This is a genomic window from Levilactobacillus andaensis (assembly GCF_016861695.1).
Taxonomy (GTDB): domain Bacteria; phylum Bacillota; class Bacilli; order Lactobacillales; family Lactobacillaceae; genus Levilactobacillus; species Levilactobacillus andaensis.
Genome location: NZ_BOLP01000009.1, coordinates 25,134 through 47,607, shown reverse-complemented (window position 1 = coordinate 47,607; position 22,474 = coordinate 25,134). Strand labels below are relative to the sequence as shown.

21 protein-coding genes and 1 pseudogene are annotated in these 22,474 nt (G+C 50.6%); 7 read left to right on the top strand and 15 right to left on the bottom strand.

Going from position 1 to position 22,474, the window contains the following annotated elements; all coding sequences use genetic code 11:
• Positions 1–37 precede the first annotated feature (37 nt).
• On the bottom strand, positions 38–532 hold the full coding sequence (locus tag JUF10_RS07995) for an alcohol dehydrogenase (RefSeq protein WP_203641680.1): 495 nt from the start codon (positions 530–532) through the stop codon (positions 38–40).
• Positions 533–746: 214 nt separating this feature from the next.
• On the opposite strand from JUF10_RS07995, the gene JUF10_RS07990 reads away from it, so the two are divergent.
• On the top strand, positions 747–1,118 hold the full coding sequence (locus JUF10_RS07990) for a DUF1304 domain-containing protein (RefSeq protein ID WP_203641679.1): 372 nt from the start codon (positions 747–749) through the stop codon (positions 1,116–1,118).
• Between the two features lie 452 nt (positions 1,119–1,570).
• Here the strand turns inward: JUF10_RS07990 and JUF10_RS07985 are convergent, their stop codons facing one another.
• The gene (locus JUF10_RS07985; RefSeq protein WP_125688890.1) at positions 1,571–1,750 is read right to left on the bottom strand and encodes a hypothetical protein; all 180 of its coding nucleotides are present in this window, start codon (positions 1,748–1,750) and stop codon (positions 1,571–1,573) included.
• Positions 1,751–2,141: 391 nt separating this feature from the next.
• Here JUF10_RS07985 and JUF10_RS07980 point away from each other — a divergent pair, with 391 nt between their 5' ends.
• Entirely contained in the window at positions 2,142–2,594 is a 453-nt protein-coding gene (locus JUF10_RS07980) for an OsmC family protein (RefSeq protein ID WP_203641678.1), read from the top strand.
• 136 nt (positions 2,595–2,730) lie between these two features.
• Here JUF10_RS07980 and JUF10_RS07975 read toward each other — a convergent pair whose 3' ends face one another.
• Positions 2,731–2,904, bottom strand: coding sequence for a hypothetical protein (locus tag JUF10_RS07975; protein WP_203641677.1), 174 nt, complete (start codon positions 2,902–2,904; stop codon positions 2,731–2,733).
• A 57-nt stretch (positions 2,905–2,961) separates the two neighbouring features.
• Positions 2,962–3,405 carry a MarR family winged helix-turn-helix transcriptional regulator gene (locus JUF10_RS07970; RefSeq protein WP_203641676.1) on the bottom strand — a complete coding sequence of 148 codons (444 nt, stop codon included), beginning with the start codon at positions 3,403–3,405 and terminating at the stop codon, positions 2,962–2,964.
• 713 nt (positions 3,406–4,118) lie between these two features.
• Here JUF10_RS07970 and JUF10_RS07965 point away from each other — a divergent pair.
• Genes JUF10_RS07965 through ppx form a run of 5 tightly spaced genes read left to right on the top strand, consistent with a single transcriptional unit; the run spans position 4,119 to position 10,215 of the window.
• Positions 4,119–4,715: a DUF5067 domain-containing protein gene (locus JUF10_RS07965; protein ID WP_203641675.1), complete on the top strand. Its 597-nt coding sequence runs from the start codon at positions 4,119–4,121 to the stop codon at positions 4,713–4,715.
• Between the two features lie 22 nt (positions 4,716–4,737).
• A complete protein-coding gene (locus JUF10_RS07960; protein ID WP_203641674.1) occupies positions 4,738–5,559 on the top strand; it encodes a LicD family protein in 822 nt (273 codons plus the stop codon).
• Positions 5,560–5,586: 27 nt separating this feature from the next.
• Complete coding sequence (locus tag JUF10_RS07955) at positions 5,587–7,116, top strand: Ppx/GppA phosphatase family protein (RefSeq protein ID WP_203641673.1); 1,530 nt, start codon at positions 5,587–5,589, stop codon at positions 7,114–7,116.
• A gap of 2 nt (positions 7,117–7,118) precedes the next feature.
• A complete protein-coding gene (locus JUF10_RS07950) occupies positions 7,119–9,278 on the top strand; it encodes an RNA degradosome polyphosphate kinase (protein ID WP_236008192.1) in 2,160 nt (719 codons plus the stop codon).
• Between the two features lies 1 nt (position 9,279).
• A complete protein-coding gene (gene ppx / locus JUF10_RS07945) occupies positions 9,280–10,215 on the top strand; it encodes an exopolyphosphatase (protein WP_203641671.1) in 936 nt (311 codons plus the stop codon).
• Between the two features lie 897 nt (positions 10,216–11,112).
• On the opposite strand, the gene JUF10_RS07940 is transcribed toward ppx, so the two are convergent.
• The 11 genes and pseudogenes from JUF10_RS07940 to JUF10_RS14195 all read right to left on the bottom strand — a co-directional run bounded on the left by JUF10_RS07940 (position 11,113) and on the right by JUF10_RS14195 (position 22,420).
• Positions 11,113–11,883, bottom strand: a complete 771-nt coding sequence (locus JUF10_RS07940; RefSeq protein WP_203641670.1) for an ABC transporter ATP-binding protein — start codon at positions 11,881–11,883, stop codon at positions 11,113–11,115.
• Positions 11,864–12,832 carry an iron ABC transporter permease gene (locus tag JUF10_RS07935; RefSeq protein ID WP_203641669.1) on the bottom strand — a complete coding sequence of 323 codons (969 nt, stop codon included), beginning with the start codon at positions 12,830–12,832 and terminating at the stop codon, positions 11,864–11,866. The genes JUF10_RS07940 and JUF10_RS07935 overlap by 20 nt, the downstream gene beginning before the upstream one ends.
• Positions 12,829–13,711 (bottom strand): annotated as a pseudogene (gene isdE / locus JUF10_RS07930) (heme ABC transporter substrate-binding protein IsdE). The gene JUF10_RS07935 and the pseudogene isdE overlap by 4 nt, the downstream one beginning before the upstream one ends.
• A gap of 12 nt (positions 13,712–13,723) precedes the next feature.
• Complete coding sequence (locus JUF10_RS07925; RefSeq protein ID WP_203641668.1) at positions 13,724–14,533, bottom strand: NEAT domain-containing protein; 810 nt, start codon at positions 14,531–14,533, stop codon at positions 13,724–13,726.
• A complete protein-coding gene (locus tag JUF10_RS07920; protein WP_203641667.1) occupies positions 14,526–15,755 on the bottom strand; it encodes an NEAT domain-containing protein in 1,230 nt (409 codons plus the stop codon). Before JUF10_RS07920 ends, JUF10_RS07925 begins: the two co-directional genes overlap by 8 nt.
• A gap of 288 nt (positions 15,756–16,043) precedes the next feature.
• Complete coding sequence (locus JUF10_RS07915) at positions 16,044–16,814, bottom strand: NEAT domain-containing protein (RefSeq protein WP_203641666.1); 771 nt, start codon at positions 16,812–16,814, stop codon at positions 16,044–16,046.
• Positions 16,815–17,097: 283 nt separating this feature from the next.
• Positions 17,098–17,406 (bottom strand): hypothetical protein, encoded by a 309-nt coding sequence (locus tag JUF10_RS07910; RefSeq protein ID WP_048732305.1) that lies wholly within the window; start codon positions 17,404–17,406, stop codon positions 17,098–17,100.
• Between the two features lie 587 nt (positions 17,407–17,993).
• Entirely contained in the window at positions 17,994–19,079 is a 1,086-nt protein-coding gene (locus JUF10_RS07905) for an ABC transporter ATP-binding protein (RefSeq protein ID WP_203641665.1), read from the bottom strand.
• A 620-nt stretch (positions 19,080–19,699) separates the two neighbouring features.
• Entirely contained in the window at positions 19,700–21,145 is a 1,446-nt protein-coding gene (locus JUF10_RS07900; RefSeq protein WP_203641664.1) for a glucosaminidase domain-containing protein, read from the bottom strand.
• Positions 21,146–21,246: 101 nt separating this feature from the next.
• Positions 21,247–21,951: a glucosamine-6-phosphate deaminase gene (locus JUF10_RS07895; protein WP_203641712.1), complete on the bottom strand. Its 705-nt coding sequence runs from the start codon at positions 21,949–21,951 to the stop codon at positions 21,247–21,249.
• 346 nt (positions 21,952–22,297) lie between these two features.
• Positions 22,298–22,420 (bottom strand): hypothetical protein, encoded by a 123-nt coding sequence (locus tag JUF10_RS14195; RefSeq protein ID WP_268911964.1) that lies wholly within the window; start codon positions 22,418–22,420, stop codon positions 22,298–22,300.
• Between the last annotated feature and the right edge of the window lie 54 nt (positions 22,421–22,474).

The following is a 22,474-nucleotide window of genomic DNA, read 5'->3' as shown; positions in this document are numbered from 1 at the left end:
GCTTTGGCTTCTATACTTGCTGGTGAATCCGCTGAATTTAGCCTTCAGCCGAGGCCTTTAAGTTTAAATCATTTTGCTTTGCTAACTGTTGTTCCGCTTCCTTACGCGCAGCAACCGCATCGTAAAATTCTGTAAACGTCTGGTTTAGGACGTAGCGTCCATGGTAGAATAGACGTGCTGCCCACTTACCGGAACGTTTGTCAAAACTAACGCCGATAACGCCTGAAATGTTACGGGAACTAATCTTTGTAAGGGCAGCAACGTTAGAGCCATTCACTAATGGCAAGTTCGTCGCATTACCGATTTGCTTACGGGTCCGTGGATCCTTGGTTAATCGAGCCTTACTGATGTCGCGTCGATAACAGCCGCAACTCACCGTAATCCCGTGACGTAGCCGATAACTGTCTACTGTCACTAAATTACCACAGCTACATTTACACAGCCACGTCGCGTTACCGTTCTTCGCGGTACCATCTCGTCGAATAACCGTCAGTCTGCCGAATTGTTGTCCACTTAAGTCTAGGAGTCTCATGGGTAATTCCTCCATTCAAAATTTCATAAGGTCTGTTATGACGCCATTCTCCCCGCGAATGACCCAAGCTCCCCTGACGTAAATATCCTCACTTAATTATTCTACACGCCAAACTAAAAATTAGCTTAAAGTAAGAAACATTTCTAGTCTCAACCGCTTATCCAACGATTCTTTACTCTACTATACTAGATTTTATAAAGGGAAGGCAATTATCATGACCATAATTTTAACCATCTTAATCTATTTCGTCGCAATCGAGCATTTGGGCATCATGGGAATCGAAATCTGGGGCAAATCGACCAAACAAGCAGAACTATTTGGTATGCCGCTGAGTTTCGTCAAGCAACCGCAAGCCAAAGCCGCACTCGCCAACATGGGCATCTACAACGGCATGCTCGGCCTCACGCTTGGCCTAACCCCTCTATTTCTTACCGGGCATAATCAGCTAGTTATGACGGCATTACTTCTATTATTTGTGATTATTGTCGCAATTTTCGGAAGTTTAACGGTAAAAAAGCAGATTTTTTGGCTCCAAGGAATGCCGGCGTTAGTGACGTTTCTCGTTTTACTAACTCAGCTAGTTTAAGCGAATCTTTAATTTTGTGGTTTACAGACCCGGCTCGTCACGTTATAATGAACTTACATATTCAGGTGAGAGCCTGCCACGGGTCTTCAATCGTTGGAGGAGTTAATTGACATTTAGCCATTATTAACACCGTTGAAGCCGTACACATACTTCTATTCTGCTGGTTGCGTCCTTACGTAACTAGCTTTTTTTATATCTATTTTTTTCACAAAAAGGCGTTCCCCAATCACTGAGGAACGCCTTTGCTGTTTACTAGAAACTACTTGCCACTAACCAGAGGCTGACCATGTGATAGATCACATCAACCATCACACCTAAAAACGCCACGCCACCAAGATAATAGATATAATACACTGCTGGATGCTTCACGATTGTCGCCCCCTTTGTAACCTCACAAGCTTAACATGGGACGGTACAAACTCAGTCAAACGGCCTTCAGTAACGCCAGTAGCTTAACCAACTGGCGCAACCTCACGTCGTCTTGCAGCAGCCATAATGGCCTCCTGCTCAGCAATGGTCGCGGTGAACTGCCGCATCAGATCCCGCTCGACCACTTGGGCACCGTGTTGCTTCGCGCGCCAAGTAATCATTTGAAACTTCTTTTTTTCTTCTGACAGCTTTTCTGTTAACATATGGCTCCCCCCAAATACGAATCGCCAGTGTTCTATTGCTTGTCCCCTACATTATAAGCATATTCTGTCAAGCGGTCTACCCCTATAAGCCATTTATTACAAAATATTTACATAAACCCTTTAACCCCATTACCGGCGCAGTCAGAGAGATTCGTCCGGATTAATTGCGCCCATTTATTACTATACTAATCGGATAAATCGCAATTGGTATACCTAATAAGTGCAACCGTTTGTCACAATGCTAAACCTTAGTTTGTCACAACTGTTTAATGAATAAACGGTCATTGGTTCACCCTATCGGAAAGCCCTTACATTTATCCGGTGAATTCATTGTTTTTTTCAGCCAACCAGCGTAATCTAAAGGCAAACAACAAGAAAGAAGTTGACGCTAATGGCAATTGATCGTGAAAAATTTCCGCCCCTCTACCGCACCGTCGCCAACAATGACGATGGTCTGGAGAGTCACTCCTACGTTCCTGGTGGGCTAGACGTTCTGACCAGTGACCCCTTAGAGGACGCTCCCGGAGCCAACCCCGAACAATTTATCGGCCTGGCACTGAGCACTTGCCTTAACGCTACGCTTGCAGCCATCGAGAAGAAACGTGACTTGCCGCACACCTCACAGGTCCACACCATTGTGGAGATGGCGCGCGACCGCCGGGGCCTTCAGTTCTACCTCACCGCCGAGGTCAAACTTCCCGGCGTCGATGCTGAAACGGCCGCTGCAATGGTCGATCTCGCCGAACGCCGCTGTCCCGTGGCCAAATTATTAAGCGGTAGTGATAACGTGCAGGTAAAACTCGTTCAGGAGTTTACGCCCGTTACCCCTGTCGATGCGGGCTAGGTGCCAGCAAAAAAAGGGAAGTAAAGGCGATTATCAGGGTTAAGCAGAACCAGTTGCCTTTGGGCGCACGGTTGCCGCCATATAAGCTTGGAGACGCAAAAAGGGTCTGGGATTTTGTCCCAGACCCCTCTTCCTTTTAACGCCGGTTCAACCGGTCCTTTACTCGTTCCCATAACGACCGCTGTGTCGGTTCCCCGTACACGAACGACCGCGATTTTCGGGGCAACCGCTTGTCATCGTGACCATCGTCCATGAAGACAATCTTGCGCCAGCGCTTGGCCTCTTCGTCACTCATGCGCTTTTTGCTCATTGACTTCAATCTCCTTTTTCCCCAACGCTAGTCCGCTGGGCTCTCTGTAGCCGTAAGCTATTTCTTCATGCGGGTAATCTGACTGAACTCCCGAATGAAGTTCAAGATCTCATGGGCCTGGTCGTCGCCATAAACGTCGACCCACCCCTGAAAGCGACTATTGATTCGCTGCCGAATGACGCGTTCCGCCTTCGCCCCCGCTGGTGTTGCCAACAGGTAAAGGCGCCGCCGATCATTCTCATCGGGTTGCTGGCGCAGATATCCCTGCTTCAACAACACCTTGATTTGCCGCGAAATGGCGCTACGCGTGACTTGCCGCTTACTAGCAATGTCCATTAGCGTGACGTCCTTATTCTGCGTAATGTCACGCAAAATCAAATACTGCTCGAACGAAAGATGAAACTCCTTAGCGGGCTCGGAAACAAACTCGTCTAGATACTTCAGTGAACTCATGTAGACGTCAATAAAAGCGTCTAGTAATGATTCTTCTCGTTCAGCCATACTACCCCACCTACATTTCTCAAAATACGATTTTTATCTTAGCATTTACGCTTACTAAATACCAGCCTTTTTCGTGCCGTTTCCCCAGTGGTCTGGACCATCCTATGCTAGAATAGAAGGAGTTGGCTGGCATGGTAAGTGGCAACTTGGCGGTACCTTCGCCTTACCGACCGCCAGATAGAGGCTGGAACGGTGCGAACACAACTTGAAGCCTCGAAAATCACGAGTCTCCAAGGTTGGTTTTCTGCTAAGCCGGCGGAAATTCACCGCCACCTAAGCAGAACGACGCGCCTGAGCCTATATCTGGCGACCTCTCGGCTTACATTGTAGTCCTATGTCAACATTAGCTCTTACTTTTACGTTGGTCAGTCATCTAATTGGTAAGCGTGGTCATTTGACCGAACTTCTGCTGGCTGCTAGGCAAACGGTATAGTGAAGATAACCACAACTCGGATTTAGTCGTCCATTCGTAATAATAACCGATTACTGGGCCAACTGCCATTCATCTGCTGTCCTCACTATGGATGTTGACTAAATATTGAAAATTCTTAATTATCTGCGGTGATTATCCTGGCAACACACAATCAGAGCTGGAGACAGCCAAAAATGTCTCCAGCCGCGGTGCGGACCAGCTCACACTGTCAATCCTAAAGATGACAGCGCTTAAACAGTAACACAATTTAATTGCATTTATTTCAAGGGGGAAAGTATACATGTCACACGTTAAAAATCTCGCCGCTCTGGGGAGCCTGCTTCTGTTACTAGCGGGGTGCGGTTCGCCCAGCCAACAGGAACCGGAGACCAACAGTCACTCGCAACAATCGTCAGCCACGGCCAAGAGCTCGCGTTCCAGTTCCAGCCAGGCAACCTCATCTAAGAAGGTTAGCGCTAGTAGTTCTTCTCAGGCTAAGACTGCAACCTTTGATCATCAACAATTTACCATTGACCACGTGACCTTCAAGCTGACCGGGGAAAAGGTCACCGCCAGTGCCACGGCCAATCGGAACTTGTTTGTTCTCTATTATACTGTGACCAACCATCAGACTAAGGAGATCATCCCCGCCGACATCTGGCAAGGCGCCGTAAGTGCCACCCAGAACGGGAAGAAGCTGGGGACCGGGAATCTCGCCTTCACCACCAGCCAGACCACGGACAATAACAAATTGAACCGCACCGTCATGCCCGTCAAGGCTGGTAAATCCGTCACCGGGCTGGCAACATTTGAACCCAAGACGACCCAACCCGTGACGGTCACCTTTAAGGACACCCATCACCAAGTCATTCACGTTAGCCGCTACCCACTCAATTAGTGTTTCAGGAAAGGACTCGCCTATGCCGCGTTTAATCGATCGGATTCATCAAGTCGAATTGGGTAACCTTGCCCAGTTCATTCAGCTCTGCCAGCAACTCGATCTCCCCTACTTTCTCATGGGGGGCTCGCTACTGGGGGCCATTCGTCATCAGGGATTTATCCCCTGGGACGACGATGTCGACGTGGGCCTGCTACGAACCGACTACGACCGCCTGCTGGCCCAAGCACCCGCGTTACTAGCCGACACCCACTACTTCTTACAAACGCCCACTACCGACGAAAATTACGGCCTGAGCTATGCCAAGCTACTCGACCGCAACACTTATATTGAAGAAAAAAATAACATCAACAACGCCCGTAAAGGCATCTTTATCGACATTTTTCCATTAGACCGGATTCCATTAGATACCAGTCTCCAACGTGAGCAAATGGCGAAATTCCAGCTGCTAAATACCCGGATTCTCTTCCAACTGCGCTACCATCTGGTCGACAATCCCTTACGGAAGCTGCAGAGCCCGTTGTCACCGGAACAACTCGCTGAGACCAACGCCTTAAAGGCCGAACGGGATGCCGTCATGACCCAATACCAAGACGACGCTTCCCTCCTGCAGGTCAAAAATCTCGCGTCACAATACGGCTACATGAAGGAAGTCTTTCCCGTTGCGGAGTTAAGCGACCTAACCCCCGTGCCCTTTGAGCATTTAACGGTTCAGGTCCCCGCAACGTATGCTATCATTTTGACGCGTATGTATGGAGACTACATGGCCCTTCCGCCAGAAAGTCAGCGGACCGAAAAGCACTTGGAACGGGTGATCATGGACAACCAAGTCTTTACCGACTAAAAATTTTTAGGGAAAGTAGATGAGTTTATGGCTGATGATTATTTTGGCGCCATCCTAGTAAACGTTTCTAGCATGGAATTATCGATTGTTAATCTGAAAACGGGAACCCAAGTTGAACGGGTAAAATCGACCGTTGCCATTGGGGAAAATATTTACAACCATGAAGAGATCGATTTTGAAACCGTTGCCGATGCCGTGGAAGCGTTGCGCGGGTTTCTACAAGTTCTCAAGGACGACGGCGTGACCAACTACCGTATCTGGGGGTCACAAGCCCTCTCAACGGCACCCAATGCCGAATTTATCCGTGATCAACTCTTTGTTCGCACCGGATTACACATCGAGTGGCTCTCCTTGGGGGAGGAGTCCTTCGTGCGTAACGAGGCGATTGCCCTGCACCTCGACAACTATGCCGAGCTGGTTCAGGATCACGCCGCAATTATTGGGTTGAACTCCGGCAGCACGACCCTGTCCTTCTTTGGCAGTGGTAGTCTGGTCGCTTCACACAACATGAAGCTCGGACCAATTCGAATCAAAGAAGTTCTCCAGAACCTGCGAGCAACGGCCCCTAATCCGGTCGATGTCTTAGATGATTACATCAACAGCAAGGTCGACGACTTCTACCGGTTCTTACCGCATAACCTCCGGACCTCGTCCAACCAAGTCATCTTGATTGGTGCCGCCCCCATAAATAACTATTTTATTCCGAACGACCAGATCAGTCACACCTTATCGCGTAAACAATTTACTAAGTTTACAAACGAAGTGGCTGGTGCCTCTAATCAGTACTTAATGGAACGCCTACATTTGACCGAGGAAAACGTCGAGCTCGTCTTACCCGAAGTCCTGTTGATTCAAAAACTGCTGACGGTCGTTCACGCCGACAAGCTCCACCTGGTCAACTTAAACGTGCTCGACGGCTTGACCACCAACCAGGCCATCGAAGCCGGCTACCACAAGTACCACTTCGAGAACCAGATCTTAGCGGCCGCCGATGACCTCGCTCACCGCTACCGGGTCGAACCCCATCACATGGAACTGGTTCGTAAATTTTCGTTGCACTTATTCGATCAATTACGGACGTTACATCATTTGACGACTCGTGACCGACTGTTACTGCAGGTCGCCGCCATCGTCCATGACATCGGTGGCTTCATCGACACCCACGAGCACTATTTGCACTCGGATTACGTGTTAAAGCAATCCGAAATGTTGGGGTTGTCCGCCGAGGAAACACAGATTATCGCCGCCGTTTCCCGGTATCACAGTACGCGCACACCCGCCGAGGATCTGGCACATTTCCGCCTATTGGATCCCGAAAAGCGGCTGACGGTCGCCAAGTTATCCGCTATCTTACGGATAGCAGATGCCCTGGATGATGCGCATCAACAAACCATCCAGAAAATCTCCGTTTCCGTCCGCACCAACAAGGTCATCATCACCGTCTTCAGCGACGACGAACTGTCCTTGATCCGCTGGGCCTTCAACTACAAGGCGCAATTCTTTACTGACGTCTTCGGGCTCCAACCCGTATTGAAACAAAGGAGGTTACACAAATGACGTTGGATTATACGAAACCTAAATACTATACCAACCGGGAACTCAGCTGGCTCGACTTCAACGACCGGGTCTTAGAAGAGGCCCGGGATAAAGCGATTCCCTTACTCGAACGGGTCCGTTTTCTAGGCATCACCCAGAGTAACGTCGACGAATTCTTCATGGTCCGCGTGGCCTCACTCTCCAAACTAGCCGCCGTTAACTATCCCAAACCGGACGCTTCCGGAATGACTGCCGAGGCCCAACTACTGGCCGTCAACGCCAAGGCTCACGACCAGGTGGTCAAGCAATACTCGACGCTCAACCGGATGCTGCTGCCCCTACTGGCCAATTTGAACGTCCACGTGCTGACACCTCGAGAATTAACGCCGCAACAGCACAAATTTATTGAAAAATACTTCAACGACGAAATCTCTCCGGCCCTCACGCCCATGGCCGTCGATAGTTCGCGGCCGTTCCCATTCATCGGCAACAACACGTTGAACATCGCGTTGCGCCTCTACAAGAACGGCGACAAGAAGGACAAGCGTTTCGCCACGGTTCAAGTCCCCGAGATCTTCCCGCGGACCGTGAATCTGCCGGGTGCCGACAACGACTTCATCATGCTTGAAGACATCATCAAGACCTTTATTGGCAACCTCTTCATCGGCTATCAGGTCAAGGAAGCGGCCAATTACCGGGTCATCCGGGACATGGACTTAGACGTTGCCGAAGAGGATACGTCCGACCTGTTAAAGGAAGTCGAACAACAGCTGAAGAAACGTGAACACGGTGGCGCCGTGCGGCTAGAGGTCGAAGCCGGCATCAGCCAGTCGCTACGGCAACGGTTGACCTCATCCATCAAGGTTCCCGAATACGCTGTTTACGAAATCGGTGGTCCCATCGACCTGACCTTCCTCAGCAAATTGACCAAGCAGATCGACGGTCATGACGATGAGAGCTACCCGAAGTTCACCGCCGCGCGGACGCCTGGCCTGCAACCGGACGATGACGTTTTTAAGACCATTCGGCAACACGACGTCTTGGTCCACCACCCCTATGACACCTTTGCGGCCGTGACCGAACTGATTCGCCAGGCCGCCTGTGACGACGGCGTTTTGGCCATTAAGATGACCTTGTACCGGGTCTCCGCGAACTCCCCGATCATTAAGTACCTGGGGAACGCCGCGCAAAATGGCAAACAGGTGACCGTGTTAGTCGAAGTTAAGGCGCGGTTCGACGAAGAAAACAACGTCCACTGGGCCCAACAACTGGAAAAGATGGGCTGTCACGTCATCTACGGTTTGATCGGGTTGAAGACGCACTGTAAGCTGACCCTGATCGTTCGGCGGGAACCGGACGGCATTCGGCGCTACATGCACATGGGGACTGGGAACTACAACGATGTGACCGCCCACTTCTACACCGACCTCGGCTTGATGACCACCAACACCGACATGGGGATCGACGCCTCCAACATTTTCAATATGCTGTCAGGCTACTCGGAACCACCGTACTTCCATCAGCTACACATGTCACCAGATGGCATTCGCGACTTCATCACGGCCAAGATCGACCAGGAAATCGTCAACGCCAAGGCCAATCAGCCGGCCTGGATCGAAATGAAGATGAATTCGCTGTCCGACTCCGCCATGATTGCCAAGCTCTATGAGGCTTCTCACGCGGGCGTCCACGTGAAATTAATCGTCCGGGGAATCTGCTGCTTGAACGTCGGTATTCCCGAGCTCAGTGACAATATCGAGGTCCACTCCATTGTTGGCCGTTACCTGGAACATAGCCGGATCTACGGCTTTGCGAACGCCGGTGATCCCCAAGTTTACCTCTCCAGTGCCGACCTCATGACCCGGAACCTCAATCGGCGGGTCGAACTGCTCTTCCCAATTTTGCAGCCCGACTTACGCCAAGAGGTCTTTGACATTTTCTCCACGCTCTGGCATGATAACGTCAAGACGCGGGTGCTGCTAGCCGACCGGACTTACACGCGCGTCGACCGGCGTGGCCTGGAACAACTGGATGCCCAGGAACAATTCATGACGCAAGCGGCGGTCCGTATCAAGGCGGCCACCACGCATCACGAGAAGGCCACCAATGCCCCCCGGCATTTTAAGCCGATGTTGAGTCCCAAGAATCAACCAAAATCCCCCATTGATCGGAGTCCTGAATAATATGGAAAACTTAGTCGTCATTGATCTGGGATCAAACTCGGTCCGAATGACCATCAGCGAGATCGACGATGCTGGCAACTACAAAACCGTTAATCAAGTCAAACGTTACGTCCGGCTGTCGGAAAATATGGGGGATGAACAACTCCTCCAACCCGTCGCCATTGAACGGACGTTGGCCGCGTTGACCGACTTTAAAACCATCTACGACCAGCTTGAACACAAGCAGATCAAAGCCGTTGCCACGGCCGCGGTCCGCCAAGCTAGCAACCAGAAACAATTTTTGAAACAGGTCAAGGAACAACTCGGCCTGACGTTTACCGTCATCTCCGGGGCTAATGAAGCCCGTTACGACTACCTGGGTGTGGTCAATACCCTGCCCATCGTCAATGGTCTATTGGTCGATACGGGTGGTGCCTCATCCGAACTGATTCTGGTCCAAAATCGGCAAATGAAACAGGTCGTCTCCATTCCGTTGGGCTCCGTGACCCTGTCACAGACCTACCTGGAAAGCGACCGTATCCAAGCCGACTCCCTGTTCGCCGCCATGACCTTCGTCAACAACGTCCTAAATGACGTCTGGTGGCTCAGAGAAGCTGCCAACTTACCCGTCATCGGGCTGGGCGGCGCCAACCGGACGCTCGCGAAGATCAACCGCCGCAAGAAGAACTTTCTCAACTTTGAAGACGTTCACGGCTACAAGCTGACGGCCACCGACGTTTACGCCACCCTGACGCAGTTGCTGGGCCTCGATTTGGCTGGGCGGAAGAAGGTGCCCGGCCTGTCCAAGGATCGCGCTGACATTATCATTGGCGGACTGATTCCGGTCGCCCTGCTAATGCGGTTACTGGATTCGCAGCAGATCACCTTCTCCAACGCCGGCTTACGCGATGGCATCCTCTTCGACCGCATCAACGAAATCAAGAGCCATCCGGAATAGGCTGTGTTAGTGCCTTAGGACCAAGATTAAAACCAGGACGTGCTCAAAGGTGGCCGCCTGCGGCTTTCAGGGACTGCGCCTGCTATGGGGTCGGTTCCAGCCTTTGGCTTCCACCTCGACTTGAAGCCCCGCACAAATCGCGTGGCTCCAAGGTCGTCCCACGCTGTAACCCGGGAAAGAACCCCGGCTAACACCGTCGACACAGCTGGCTTCGTCCCTGGCTTCCTTCGGCTGAGATTGATCACTGTTGCGACAAGCATTATGTCGTGTGGTGGTTGGTCTCTTCTGTGGATGGCTGCTGATTACTGACGATATCGTTGGTCACGGTTAGCCATTACACTATCCTTAGCGCAGCAAATAAATTGAAGCTCTCAGTTCAGACAAAAGGAGTTGACTCAGCCGAATGATGGCTGGATCAACTCCTTTTTATTATCACAGTCTGAAGGTTGAAAGTATCAAAATGCTGTTTAAGCCCGGTATAACACCGATATTACCGTAAAAATTAGGCAACTCTGTCCATCCTTCGCCTTGCCGACCGCCAGATATGGGTTGCGCCTGAGCCCATATCTGGCGACCTCTCGGCTTACACAGTGGCCTTCAGTCAGCTAGGAAGATTGAGCGTAAAATCGCTATCCATTGGACCAAAGATATTGCGTCCACAAAACTTTCAGCAGTTGTCATGATAGTACCAACCTGAGCCGGAGGAGGCCAGGGATGTAGCCGGCCGTGGTAATATTGTTAGCTGGCCCTTTGGCTAGCTAACAATATGGGCGACTTTGGAGACACGTGTTCTTCGTGGCTTCAAAGCGAGCGAGAAGACTGGTGCCCTTCCAGGCTGAAGCGTCCCCACAGCAGGCGGAATCCCTGGCAGCCGCAGTGCGGCCAGTTAAAACCAATCTAATTTTCTGAAGCCTCTGGCACTTGCACAATGTATGGCCCCAGCCGTGGCACATCAACGATTTCAATCGGTGTCTGGAACGTTGCGGCTAATAGGTCCGCCTGTCGCAGCGCTTCTGGCCGTCCTTGCGTCACGAGTTGGCCCTGCTTAATGAGCCAAAGCCAGTCGCTGAACCGGAACGCCTGATTGATATCGTGGAGGACCTGAATCACCGTCATGCCCGTGGCCGCGAGCTGGCGAAGTTGCTGCATCAGTGCTTGCTGATAATGCACGTCCAGATATGTCGTGGGCTCATCTAGTAATAAGACCGCTGGTTCTTGAGCCAACGCCGCGGCCAGCCAGACGCGTTGCTGCTGACCACCCGATAGGTTTTGAACGTGTTCATCCGCTAACGACGTCAAGCCAGTCGTCGCCAGATAAGGGGTCACTTCGGCTGCCGGCACCGTTTGTAGCAGGCCATGATAGGGCAACCGGCCCGTCCTCACGACCTCGCTGACCGTCATGTCGTCATACAGTTGGTGACGTTGGGTTACCATGGCAACCTGTTGTGCTAACGTTTTAGCTGTGTACTCGTTCAACGATTGGCCCGCCAATGTAATCTGCCCACTGGCGACCGGGAGTTGGCGCGCCAACAATTTTAACAGCGTCGACTTGCCCGCGCCATTTGGGCCGATGATGGTCGTCACTTGACCGGCTGGGAACGTTCCGGTGACGTCCGCGATACCTGTACTTTGGTGCGGATATTGGTAGCTAACGTATTGACATTCCATGAAGTCCCCGCCCCCGTTGTAAGAGAATAATGACAAATGGTCCGCCGATAATGGTCATCATGGTCGCCGCCGAGATCTCGCTGGGGACAATGACCGTCCGCCCCAACGTATCCGCCGCCAGCATGAGCCACGCACCAGCCAGCATGCTAAAGGGAATCAACGTTTGATAGTCGTGACCCACTAGCCGCCGGGCGACATTGGGGACCACGATACCGACAAACGGAATCGCGCCCACGACCGCCGTGACACTGGTCGCCAGCGTCATCCCCAGTAACAGGAGGCTCCAGCGAATCACCTTGACGGGCACCCCCACATTTTTCAGGGCCGCATCCGTTAATTTCAAATAATTCGCCCAGGGCGCCAATAATAGCGCTACGAACAGACCAATGACACCTAGAACCAGGAGCGTCGTGGCATCCGCCCACGTGAGGCCGTTAAAGGTGCTGTGACTGACCTGGGTCGCGCCACTACTGAGCAGCTGTTGTAAGCCCACGAAGGTCGCATCCAGTGCAACCCCGACGATGATCAACCGGTACGGATCCGCCAGCGCCCGACCACTGGTTAAAATGACCAGTGCGACCAAGCCGCCTAATAGTGCCATCAGCCACTCACGACCGGGCAACCATGGTAGGAGCATCGCCCCACCCAATTTGAAGAAATCGGCCGCCGAACTGATTCCTAAGATGCTGGGATCGGCAATCGGATTGCGAAAGACGGCCTGAAACAGGGCTCCGGCTACGGCCAAACTGCCGCCGCACACCAGACTACTCAAGATTCGGGGTACCCGTAACGAAAAGACCGTGACGAAGGCCTGGCTGCCGTGGTCGCTAAGCGCTACGCTCAGCTGCCGCGGACCCAGCCATACCGTCCCGGCCATGAGGGCAAGCGCGATGGTCACCAGTAAAAGACCTAGGATCCCGCCGTACCACCAATTGGCGCGCTGTTTCATGCGGCCGCCCCCTTTGGATACAGCCACCGACTGACCTGATTCAACGCCGCCACGACCCGCATATTGGCGGTCGCATCAAAGGTCGGTTCTTGCAGGTCGTAAACGCGGTGATGCTTGACCGCCGACGTCCGGGACCACATCGCATTTTGTTTGAATTCCTGATTGAATTGTTTCGTCACCATCGTTGGCATGGCGTGCTCCAATCGCAAGATCACCTGCGGATCGGCTTTTTGAATGGCCTCGTCGTTAGGTTCCATGTACTCCTGCGATTGACTCGCAAAGACATTCTGACCGCCCGCCAAACGGACCAGATCGCCCACGTAAGCGTGGTTAGTCGCAATCATATAACTGGCCCATCAGGACCAAGACCCGTGGTTTTTGGCGATTCTGGGCCCGCTGCTTGGCCCGTTGCTTGGCTTGGTCGATCAAGCGGACCTGTTTCTTCGCTGCGGCCTGGCGATCATAGCGCTGGCCCAGCTGGGTCAACGTCCGCTCAAGGTGGGTCACACTAGTCAGGTCGAGGAAGTGTGGCGTCACGTGTTGCGCCCTAAACGCCTTGCCAAATTGATCATCTAATGTCGTGACCGAGTACACGGCAGTCGGCTTCAACGCCGCAATCTTTTCCACGCTAGGATTCATCGGGCTGCCCACCTTCGGCAACTTGCGATACCGCTGCGGCATCGGGTTGCTGGTCGTTGGCACACCGACTAAGGGTAACTTAAGCTTGTCGGCGATCTGAACGATGGCATAGGTCGTCGCAACGATGCGCGGCTGATTTCGCTGCGTTTGTTGCCGCTGCCAGGCGATGCCGCCACCGATCAGACCAATCACGATCAGTGTTGCTAGGGAAATGAGCCCCACTTTTCTTGGATTTTTCATGCTGCCACCCCCCTAGTGTCGACCGAAGTACCACCAACTACCGCCACCAACAAGCACTACGATGGCAATGGCACCGCCAATCAGACCGCCCCAATGGGTCTTTTGCTTGGGGACTTGGTCGGCGGCACTGGTTGCTTGCGTACTTGCCGATTGGCTCGACGATGATGCCATCGGCTGTGATGAACTGCTACTGCTCTTACTACTTACCCGGTCATTCTTGGCCTTGGATTGCGCCTTAGACGTCGCCTGCTTAGCCGTTGATTGCCGCGACTCACTTGCCTGCTTTTTGGCTGTGGGCGTCTGTTTGGCAACACGCGAACTTGCTGCCTGTTTGACTGTACTGGACTGATGACTAGTGACCGCCTTGGTCGTCTTCGTGCTCGTTAGCGCGGGCAACCCCTGCGTTTTAAATTTAAACGAGATGTTGTGCGTTGCCTTGTAGACCTTGGGCACATAAATGTACAGTTTGGCGTTGATATCGTGTTTCAAATCGGTCGTGGTGAACGAATAGTACAAATGGGAGTTGCCAGCGCTATCCTTGGTCTTGCGGACATTTTCCGGCGCACCGCCATTGATCGACAGCACCTTGACCGGCCAGCTCGTCAGCTTCTTAGCCGTCTTAATGTCCATTGTGACCACGTACGCGTGATTTTTCACGGTAACTTGCGCTGGCCGGACGAAATACCCACTCGCCATCGACGTCTGGGTCGTTCCGTATTTTAATGCCGAATACGAGATGTCCTGGGCGTGAGCCGTGACGGGTAAAAGTCCTCCGAACACGAGTAATGCCGCGCCTAACCACCACTTGATCAGTTTAGACATGGCGCTTACCTCCCCAAAGCAACAAAATTCCGGCTAGTAAGCCCACCACACCGTAGGCCGCCGCTGAAGACGGTTGCTCGCCGGTCTCCGGCAATTGTTTCCTGGTCGTCGTCGACGTGGCAGGTGTTGTCGGAGTTGCCGCCGTATCAGCCGTCTGCTGAGATGTTGATTTCTTAGGTAACGTTGGAACGGCCGTGGCTTGTGCCTGAGTCGGGGCACCACTAGCCGCAAATTGGAAACGAATCGGGAACGTCTCACTAATGCTCATGACCGGCACCGTCACGTGAATTTTCCCTGGAATCAGACTTCGCGTCAGGTCGCTAGTTCGGGCAATGTTGAATCCATAGACCATGGTATAGTTCTTGCCCATTTCACTATAGGTCACCTGATTGTCAGCGATCGTTTGCCCATCGATTGACTTGGGGACCACGGTTTCCGAGCCTAATTTCAACGACTTCGCGTAACTGACCATAAGTGTCACCCGATACCCCCCACCGTCAGCTGGCGTCACGCGGGCGATACCTGTGTAGTACTTGTTTGCATCCGACAGACTCATCTGATCACTCTTCAAGACTTGGTATTTCCAATACTTGGTCTGCACTGTAACGCCGGTCGTCTCAGCTGAGCTGGTTGCTGTGCTGGAACTTTCTTTGGGGGCCACGTTTGTACTGGACGAGGTTGATGCGCTACTGGCCGTTGATGATTGACTACTAGTGGTGGCTGCCGCTTGTGCTAGTGTCGTTGCCTGGGTCAAGAGATCACCTGTCGCGGTGCTACTACTCAACTTCTTAGCAGCTGACCAGGTCAACGTCAGACGGGCCTTCTCGTTCATGGCACCTACAGGCGTTGTCAGTTGAAAAGCCGCGGTCAAAGGGCTGGTCTGTTTGGTCAAATTAAACTGATAGATCGCCTGTGAATCGACTTTTTTGACCAGTGTAACGGTCTGACCACTGACCTTCATCGACTTAATGTACTGTTCGCCGTTGGACGTGAGCAGCACGGTCGATTGCGTGCCGCTGACCCGCACGATTGCTTGATTGCCAAAGAACTGATTGGCGTCCGACGTCGCATTGGAGTTTTCCTTGATCATTTTCACTGGGACCTGATAAATTCCGTTGCCACTAACTGCTGCGTGGGCGGTAACGCCCTGACCCCAGTTGATTGCCAGAATTCCAGCAATCACGATTCCTAGTAGTCGCAAAAACCATTTCATCTGTTTCATCATTGCTCCCCCGTTCACTATAGTTAGACCCGATTACCGATTACCGTTTACCACCATCAGATCACATTTTGCATTATGTAAGCAGCCGCCATTCTCGTCGACTGTTGGGTTGACATCACCCATAAAATTAATGATTCACTTAAAGTATATCAGTATTGACTCACAAGGCCATTGGCAATTGCCCGCATAAATTGGCTGCACGGCCTTTAAGACCATTATCAGGCGCTTATTTCAGTGAGTCTACGTTTAGTAAAAAATCACTACCTTTTCCGGCAGTGATTTTTACACCTACTTTACAGTCACCGTCTTGGTAACGGTCTTGTATCCGGATTTAGTGGCCGTAACTTTTAACTTCCAGCTCTTCTTAACGGCCTTCTTAAGCTTGACCGTGTATGCCTTCTTCTTGGTCGTCACCTTGCCTAACGTGGTCTTGCCACGCTTGACCGTGACCTTGGCACCCTTAGTCGTGGTCCCGCTAACCTTCTTGGCCTTGTTCTTAACGGTCTTCGCGGTCAGCTTAACCTTGGTCTTTGCCTTGGCTTTAGTCGTCTTCTTGGTCGTTGTTGTCGGCTTAGTCGTGGCTTTCAAGGTACTCGTCTTGAAAGCTAACGTCGCGGATTCCTGCATGGTCACGTCTTTCCCGTTCATTGGGACCGTTAACTTAAAGCCCAGTGCTTGGTCAGCGGTGAGATCAACGTCGCTAAACGTGTACGTGTTGCCAGTCGCTGCCTTGGTGACCTTGGCTTCTTGCTTGCCCAAAGTGAGCCCATCTATGTAGTTCGCTGCTGCCGCGGTCGCCGTTAACGTCACGGTTACCTTTTGATCCTTCACGGTAACCTTAGCTTCTGGGTTAAAGTACCCAGCGGCCTCGGAAGCCGTCGTGGTTCCCGTCTTGAAAATATTGAAGCTAACGCTGTACGTTCCGTTGGCTAATTTTGCTGGGTTCAAGGCCGCCGCCTGAACACTCTGCGCTGGCATTGCCACTTGACTCAGCGGAATTCCTGCCCCCACACCAGATAGCATCAATAAAGCACTCATCACAGTCAGTGATTTTTTCACGATAAATCCCTCCAAAGTGATAGATAGTAAACTTATTTGTGAATCCGCTTTCATATTAGCACGATTAATCACTGAGCACCACAATTTAGCGCCCAAACTATTAAAAAGGGGAAACGGATTTTTAACCGTTTTCCCAGTAAATAACCAAACTAAATTTTTAAGCAAATAGTCGCTTATCGCCCGATTGATAGGAATCACGTGATAACTTAACTTTTTTTCTGCCTGATGCTATCTATATTTATTCATCGTCATTCTGAGAAACTAAGCGGCCCCTGAGTAATGCCTACCCAATATGATTTTCATGAAGAATGGCATTAACTTCCTTCTGCTGCTCTTCGGGTTTCGCCCACTCTTGAAATTCTGTGAAGTCTTCGGCAGGCATCTCATAATTCTCGTTCACGTAGTCCTCGTAGGCCTGAACGTGCGGCGTATGGGCAATGTTTAGCTGCAGGATTCGGACTTGCTTGATCAGTTTCCGTTCAACCGCCAACTCTGCCCGCCCGTTTTGGACCATGTTACTGATTTCCATATACTTGCTACCGTCTAAGCGCGTAATTTCTTCAATCAATGTAAACGTTTCGTGACTTTTCATTTCAACTTACCTCCGCACACTGTTTAGCTGCACCGTAGCCATTTGGCTAATGACTCGGCCCGCAACCCAATAGGTCTAGTATACCGTGATTTTGGGCAAAACAAAACCACTACCAGGGAATGGCAGTGGTCGGCATAAGAGAGAAAGAGAATTGATTAGAAGGTAATTATTAATACCTTACAGGTAATAATATACCCATTTTTGTAAGCGCTGTCAATAGGTTTCTGAAAATAGTTACTATTTTTGACTGTTACTTAGGATTATCAGTTTGGTTGCTAACCACTTACCCCTTACTCCTACCTAGGTTCAGTCACCACCAGACGGGGGAAACGATGGACTAAAAAAGAATTTTACTTTTTATTCTGCGCATGAAAGATCCCCTCCCGGTTCCATTTAGACCATGTTTTTCCAAACAAAAAGAGACCGGGAAATCACCCTTCCCGGCCCCGCCATTTAGTCTTCACCAAATGAGAGATAAAACCTCTATTCAATTCATTGGGAAATCAAATAAAGGGGTAAATAAATGGTAACTTAAAGATACCACGTCACATGATAAAAATCTATCCGTTTTATCATTATTCTCTAATTTATTTTACGTTAGTGGTGGCATTGTTGTCATGTAAGACCGTTTCCGGTTGAATCAGGCTACTTGGATGTTGAAGCACCTCGCTCAATGAGCGTCCCGAAACGTTGACCAAACACGACAGAACGAACACAACCCCCACGGCCAGCGTCAGGATGCGGTTACTCCAACTCATCTTTTCACTGATAACTGAGCCATAGAAATCCTTCTTGACCTCAGCCGCAACGTTTCCATCGTCAGGTTCCGCTGCTTGACGCTCAGCTATAACCTGCTTCTGGTAGGCATCGATATCAAATGACTTCTGGTTCGTCTTCATTTGACGTTGGAAGTGCTTCTTTTCCTTCTTAGTCTGCAACTTGAACCACTTCGTGAATTCACGATAGTGTTTAACCACGTCACTGGTCAAGCCGATTTCCTTCAGAGTGCCATAATGAATCCAGGCAACCCGGTCACACAGAATTTCGACTTGCTTCAAGGAGTGACTGACGAAGACGATGGTCTTGCCTTCATCCTTGAATTCAGAAATCTTGTCCACACACTTTTGGTAGAAGGTGTCATCCCCAACGGACAACGCTTCATCGATGATCAGGATATCTGGATTGACGTGCACGGCGATGGAGAAACCCAACCGTGACTTCATCCCGGACGAGTAGCTCTTAACGGGTTGGTACAAGAAGTCACCAATGTCCGCAAAGGAAACGATGTCGTCCATTAACCCATCGATCTCTGAATTGGTTAGTCCCTGCATCAAGGCCTTCAACCGAATGTTTTCCAGTCCGGTCAGATTTCCCCGCAAACCAGCACCAATGGCGATGATTGAGGTATCCCCCTTAACGTCGACCACCCCAGTTGTTTGGGGAATGATTCCGGAAATGATGTTAGACAGCGTTGACTTACCAGAACCGTTGACCCCGATTAAACCTAGCGTTTCCCCAGGCTTAACTTCCAACGAGATTCCCATCAGTGACCAGAAATGTGGCACCTTAGAATTCCGTAACGAAAAGAAGGCCCGGAGCTTTTCAGCTTGGCTCTTGTACAGGTCATATTCCTTCGTGACGTTTTGAACCTTGATTTTGTAAGAATTATCCATGAATTAAACTTCCTAACTCAATTATTAAAGTTACCTATACGGCCCGTCAGCGAACCGGGCTTAGTCTGTTGTATTATACCAAAAAAATCGGGCTAGTGGGAATTTTCTAGTCGAGCTTAGTTTTTTCTTTAGACCGCAGTGCTGAAAGACCGGTTCGGGTAAAATTGACGCACTACGGCTGCCAGGGATTCCGCCTGCTGTGGGGACGCTTCAGACTGGAAAACCACCAGTCTTCTCGCTCGCTTTTAAGCCGCGTGGACGTGCGTCTTAAAAGTCGCCCATATTGGGAGCTAGCCAACGGCCATCTCCCAATATTACCACGGCTGGCTGCATCCCTGGCCTCCTCCGGCTCTGATTGTACGCTGCCAAATCAGCTCTGGCCGACTCTTAGATAGTCTCTAAAAGTTCGCTCAATCTTACATCAATTCTGTCAGAACGCCACTACTATACCAGACTACTGTGTAAACCGAAAACTAGTGGATAAAACAACCTACCTAGTTCCAAAAACTATCATTATAGGTCAACACCCCAACAAATTTCTCAGTCGCCATCATCCCCAGAAAAAAAGAACGTCGCACTCCTCCAATGAGAAATGCAACGTCCGTTAAAAATAAGCTTTCCTAACTAAGTGCCCGGGCATCGACCCAGTAATTGGTTTTATTACCACTGAACTGGATGCGATACCAGGTCGTCTTATACGCCGTCTTGATGCCGCGTAAGGTTACGGTCACCTTGGTCCCCTGTTTGCTTCCGGCAGGCCAATTAAAGGTCTGCTGGTCGAAATGGGTCTTTTTGACGTGGTTATATAAAGTATATTTGCTAAATTTACTGCTAAGCTTCTTCGTACCGGTAGCCGCCGAATATGCGACGGCATCGTACTGAGGACTCACAGCCGGTTCGCCAGCCGCGACCCAGTACTTTTTCGTACCAACCTTGATGCGGTACCAGGTACTCTTAATACCATCTTGCGTCCGCGTTGCTTGGTTGTCGGCTGCATAACTCTTGGCGGTCAACTGATTGAGTTGCCCCACGGCTTTCGCCAAGTATGGTGAATTGTACACGTGATCGTAATAGTACCCACTGGACTCGCTATCCACTTTGACCGTTGCCGCACCCTTTTTATATTTCACCGTGGGCAAGGTCAAGGCGTTTCCGTAGACCCAGTACTTCTTCGCGGTCGCACTCTTACTGAATCGAATGCGGTACCACGTGGTCTTCTTCCCCGTCGTTGCGGACTGCTTGACGCCCCGCATATCCAAGTAGACTGGCTTGTCAATTGTCGCACTGACCTTCGTCCAAGCCGTCTTCTTCACGCTAGCCCGGGTCCCCTTAATGTGGTTGTACAGGCGATAGCTCGCATACTTACTGCCGAGCCGTCCCGTTTGCCCACCGTCACCGCCATAATACTTCGCGGTGTCGTAAACCACGGGCTTCGTCGTGCTTGAACTGCTAGACGAACTGCTGCTGGCACTTGAACTGGAGCTTGAACTACTTGAACTGCTTGAGTTGCCATCTAAACTATTTAAATTGTATTGTTGGATCAACGAAATCAGACTACTGCCATAGACTGGCGATGTCGCGTACGTATTGGTTAGGGCATTGGCCGCATCCGCATACGTCGCCGCATTTTCTCGCCAGGTCCCACTATAAATAGCTGGGTTATAACTCGTCCCATTGCGCAGGAGCGTGGCATTATCCGTCATTGAAGCCTTGGCGTTCGGGTATTTCCGGAAACTGGCATTGGTGTAATACAACTGCCCGTTCGCATCATACTCCGCCGTCTGCATGGTCACAGATTGGCCGTTGTAACTGCCTTTGATCCCAAAGTAATTGTTCGCCTGGGTCGTTAGTGCACTGGTCCCCCAACCACTCTCTAACGCCGCCTGAGCCATCATGACTGACGGGTACAGCTTATACTGGTTGGCGACCGTCTGTACCGGACTCTTTAATTGCGAAATAAAGGCCTGGGGATTCGTCGTTGCCGCATGGCTGTCCGTGATACTGATGCCACCTGTGACTGCCCCCAACATGAGCACAGCCGCAAGCCACCATTTCGTTCGTTTCATCTTACAAGTTCCCCCTTAAAATCGCTTTCAGGACAAGAATACCATACCACGGCAACTCGGAGAAAGAAAATTTTATGCAGAAACTTGTTTAATTTTTCAAGCTAGTCTAATTGGCTAGCAGCGGCCTCGTCAAGAATGACCGTCACGTTCGGATGAGTCTGCAAATAGCTGGCTGGCACATCTGGCGTGACTGGGCCTTGGATCATGGCAGCAACGGCCGCAGCCTTGGCTTCACCGTAAGCAACGATCAAAATTTGTTTTGCCTGCAGAATAGACCCCACACCCATGGAATAAGCGAAACGTGGGACTTCATCGGCATTGTCGAAGAAACGGGCGTTGGCGGCGATGGTCGAGTCAGTCAAAGCCACCTTGTGTGTCGTTGATTTAGGATCGGTCCCCGGTTCGTTGAACCCGATGTGGCCGTTTTGACCCAGGCCTAATAACTGTAAATCAATTGGATTGTCTTTAATAATGGCGTCGTAACGCTTCGTTTCCGCTGCGGCATCGACGTTCGTCCCATCTGGTACATAGGAGTTGGCAAATGGCTTAGCGTTGAACAAGTGTTGTTGCATAAAGTAATGGTAGCTCTGTGGATGGTCGGCGTTCAACCCCACGTATTCGTCTAGGTTAACTGAGGTTAATTGACTGAAGTCCAGGTCGCTGGCCACCAATTGTTCATAAATGGTTACCGGTGTGCTCCCCGTCGCTAATCCCAGAACCTTGGCACCGTGGGCTAATGCCTGCTCAAATACCTTGAAGCCGGCTTGGCCCCCTGCTTGCTTGTCACTAACAACCTGTACATTCATATTCGTCAATTGTTTCATATCATTCAGTCTCCCTCTCTTAATGGTATAGTCCAATTATAAATGCTCTAGACCAGTTTTGCAAGCATTTTGCTCAAGTCATCTAAATCAGCTTGGAATATGACGTTTAATCCTGAAAAATATAATTAAGCCGCCTAATTATTGAAACAACTAGTTGTTATTTCAATTTTTATTTATTTATGAAAGACACCGTTCCAAAACTTTTTTCATGTCACTTAAATCTGACCCGCCACCTTGTCATTTACATCTCGAAAAAACAATTCGCCCGACAATTGTCTAACCCCCACTGACCGTACAAAAAAGGACGTCACCGTCTGCCGATGTCGTCCTACTTCCGCCGAATACCCCGTCGATTGGCGCTTAACTCATTTTGCTGTTTCCGGAACTTTTCAAACGTCGCGTCCTTTTGTTTCTGATTTTTATGGGAATCGACCCGCTTCGTGTACTTCATTGTTTTCACCTACGTTTTCATTTTACATTTGAGTGTACTATACAACGAAAACCT

Bases quoted from the DNA above. Each gene is read 5' to 3' on its own strand.
- JUF10_RS07995 (WP_203641680.1), bottom strand. From the start codon at position 532: ATGAGACTCCTAGACTTAAGTGGACAACAATTCGGCAGACTGACGGTT.
- JUF10_RS07990 (WP_203641679.1), top strand. From the start codon at position 747: ATGACCATAATTTTAACCATCTTAATCTATTTCGTCGCAATCGAGCAT.
- JUF10_RS07985 (WP_125688890.1), bottom strand. From the start codon at position 1,750: ATGTTAACAGAAAAGCTGTCAGAAGAAAAAAAGAAGTTTCAAATGATT.
- JUF10_RS07980 (WP_203641678.1), top strand. From the start codon at position 2,142: ATGGCAATTGATCGTGAAAAATTTCCGCCCCTCTACCGCACCGTCGCC.
- JUF10_RS07975 (WP_203641677.1), bottom strand. From the start codon at position 2,904: ATGAGCAAAAAGCGCATGAGTGACGAAGAGGCCAAGCGCTGGCGCAAG.
- JUF10_RS07970 (WP_203641676.1), bottom strand. From the start codon at position 3,405: ATGGCTGAACGAGAAGAATCATTACTAGACGCTTTTATTGACGTCTAC.
- JUF10_RS07965 (WP_203641675.1), top strand. From the start codon at position 4,119: ATGTCACACGTTAAAAATCTCGCCGCTCTGGGGAGCCTGCTTCTGTTA.
- JUF10_RS07960 (WP_203641674.1), top strand. From the start codon at position 4,738: ATGCCGCGTTTAATCGATCGGATTCATCAAGTCGAATTGGGTAACCTT.
- JUF10_RS07955 (WP_203641673.1), top strand. From the start codon at position 5,587: ATGGCTGATGATTATTTTGGCGCCATCCTAGTAAACGTTTCTAGCATG.
- ppx (WP_203641671.1), top strand. From the start codon at position 9,280: ATGGAAAACTTAGTCGTCATTGATCTGGGATCAAACTCGGTCCGAATG.
- JUF10_RS07940 (WP_203641670.1), bottom strand. From the start codon at position 11,883: ATGGAATGTCAATACGTTAGCTACCAATATCCGCACCAAAGTACAGGT.
- JUF10_RS07935 (WP_203641669.1), bottom strand. From the start codon at position 12,832: ATGAAACAGCGCGCCAATTGGTGGTACGGCGGGATCCTAGGTCTTTTA.
- JUF10_RS07925 (WP_203641668.1), bottom strand. From the start codon at position 14,533: ATGTCTAAACTGATCAAGTGGTGGTTAGGCGCGGCATTACTCGTGTTC.
- JUF10_RS07920 (WP_203641667.1), bottom strand. From the start codon at position 15,755: ATGAAACAGATGAAATGGTTTTTGCGACTACTAGGAATCGTGATTGCT.
- JUF10_RS07910 (WP_048732305.1), bottom strand. From the start codon at position 17,406: ATGAAAAGTCACGAAACGTTTACATTGATTGAAGAAATTACGCGCTTA.
- JUF10_RS07905 (WP_203641665.1), bottom strand. From the start codon at position 19,079: ATGGATAATTCTTACAAAATCAAGGTTCAAAACGTCACGAAGGAATAT.
- JUF10_RS07900 (WP_203641664.1), bottom strand. From the start codon at position 21,145: ATGAAACGAACGAAATGGTGGCTTGCGGCTGTGCTCATGTTGGGGGCA.
- JUF10_RS07895 (WP_203641712.1), bottom strand. From the start codon at position 21,951: ATGAATGTACAGGTTGTTAGTGACAAGCAAGCAGGGGGCCAAGCCGGC.
- JUF10_RS14195 (WP_268911964.1), bottom strand. From the start codon at position 22,420: ATGAAGTACACGAAGCGGGTCGATTCCCATAAAAATCAGAAACAAAAG.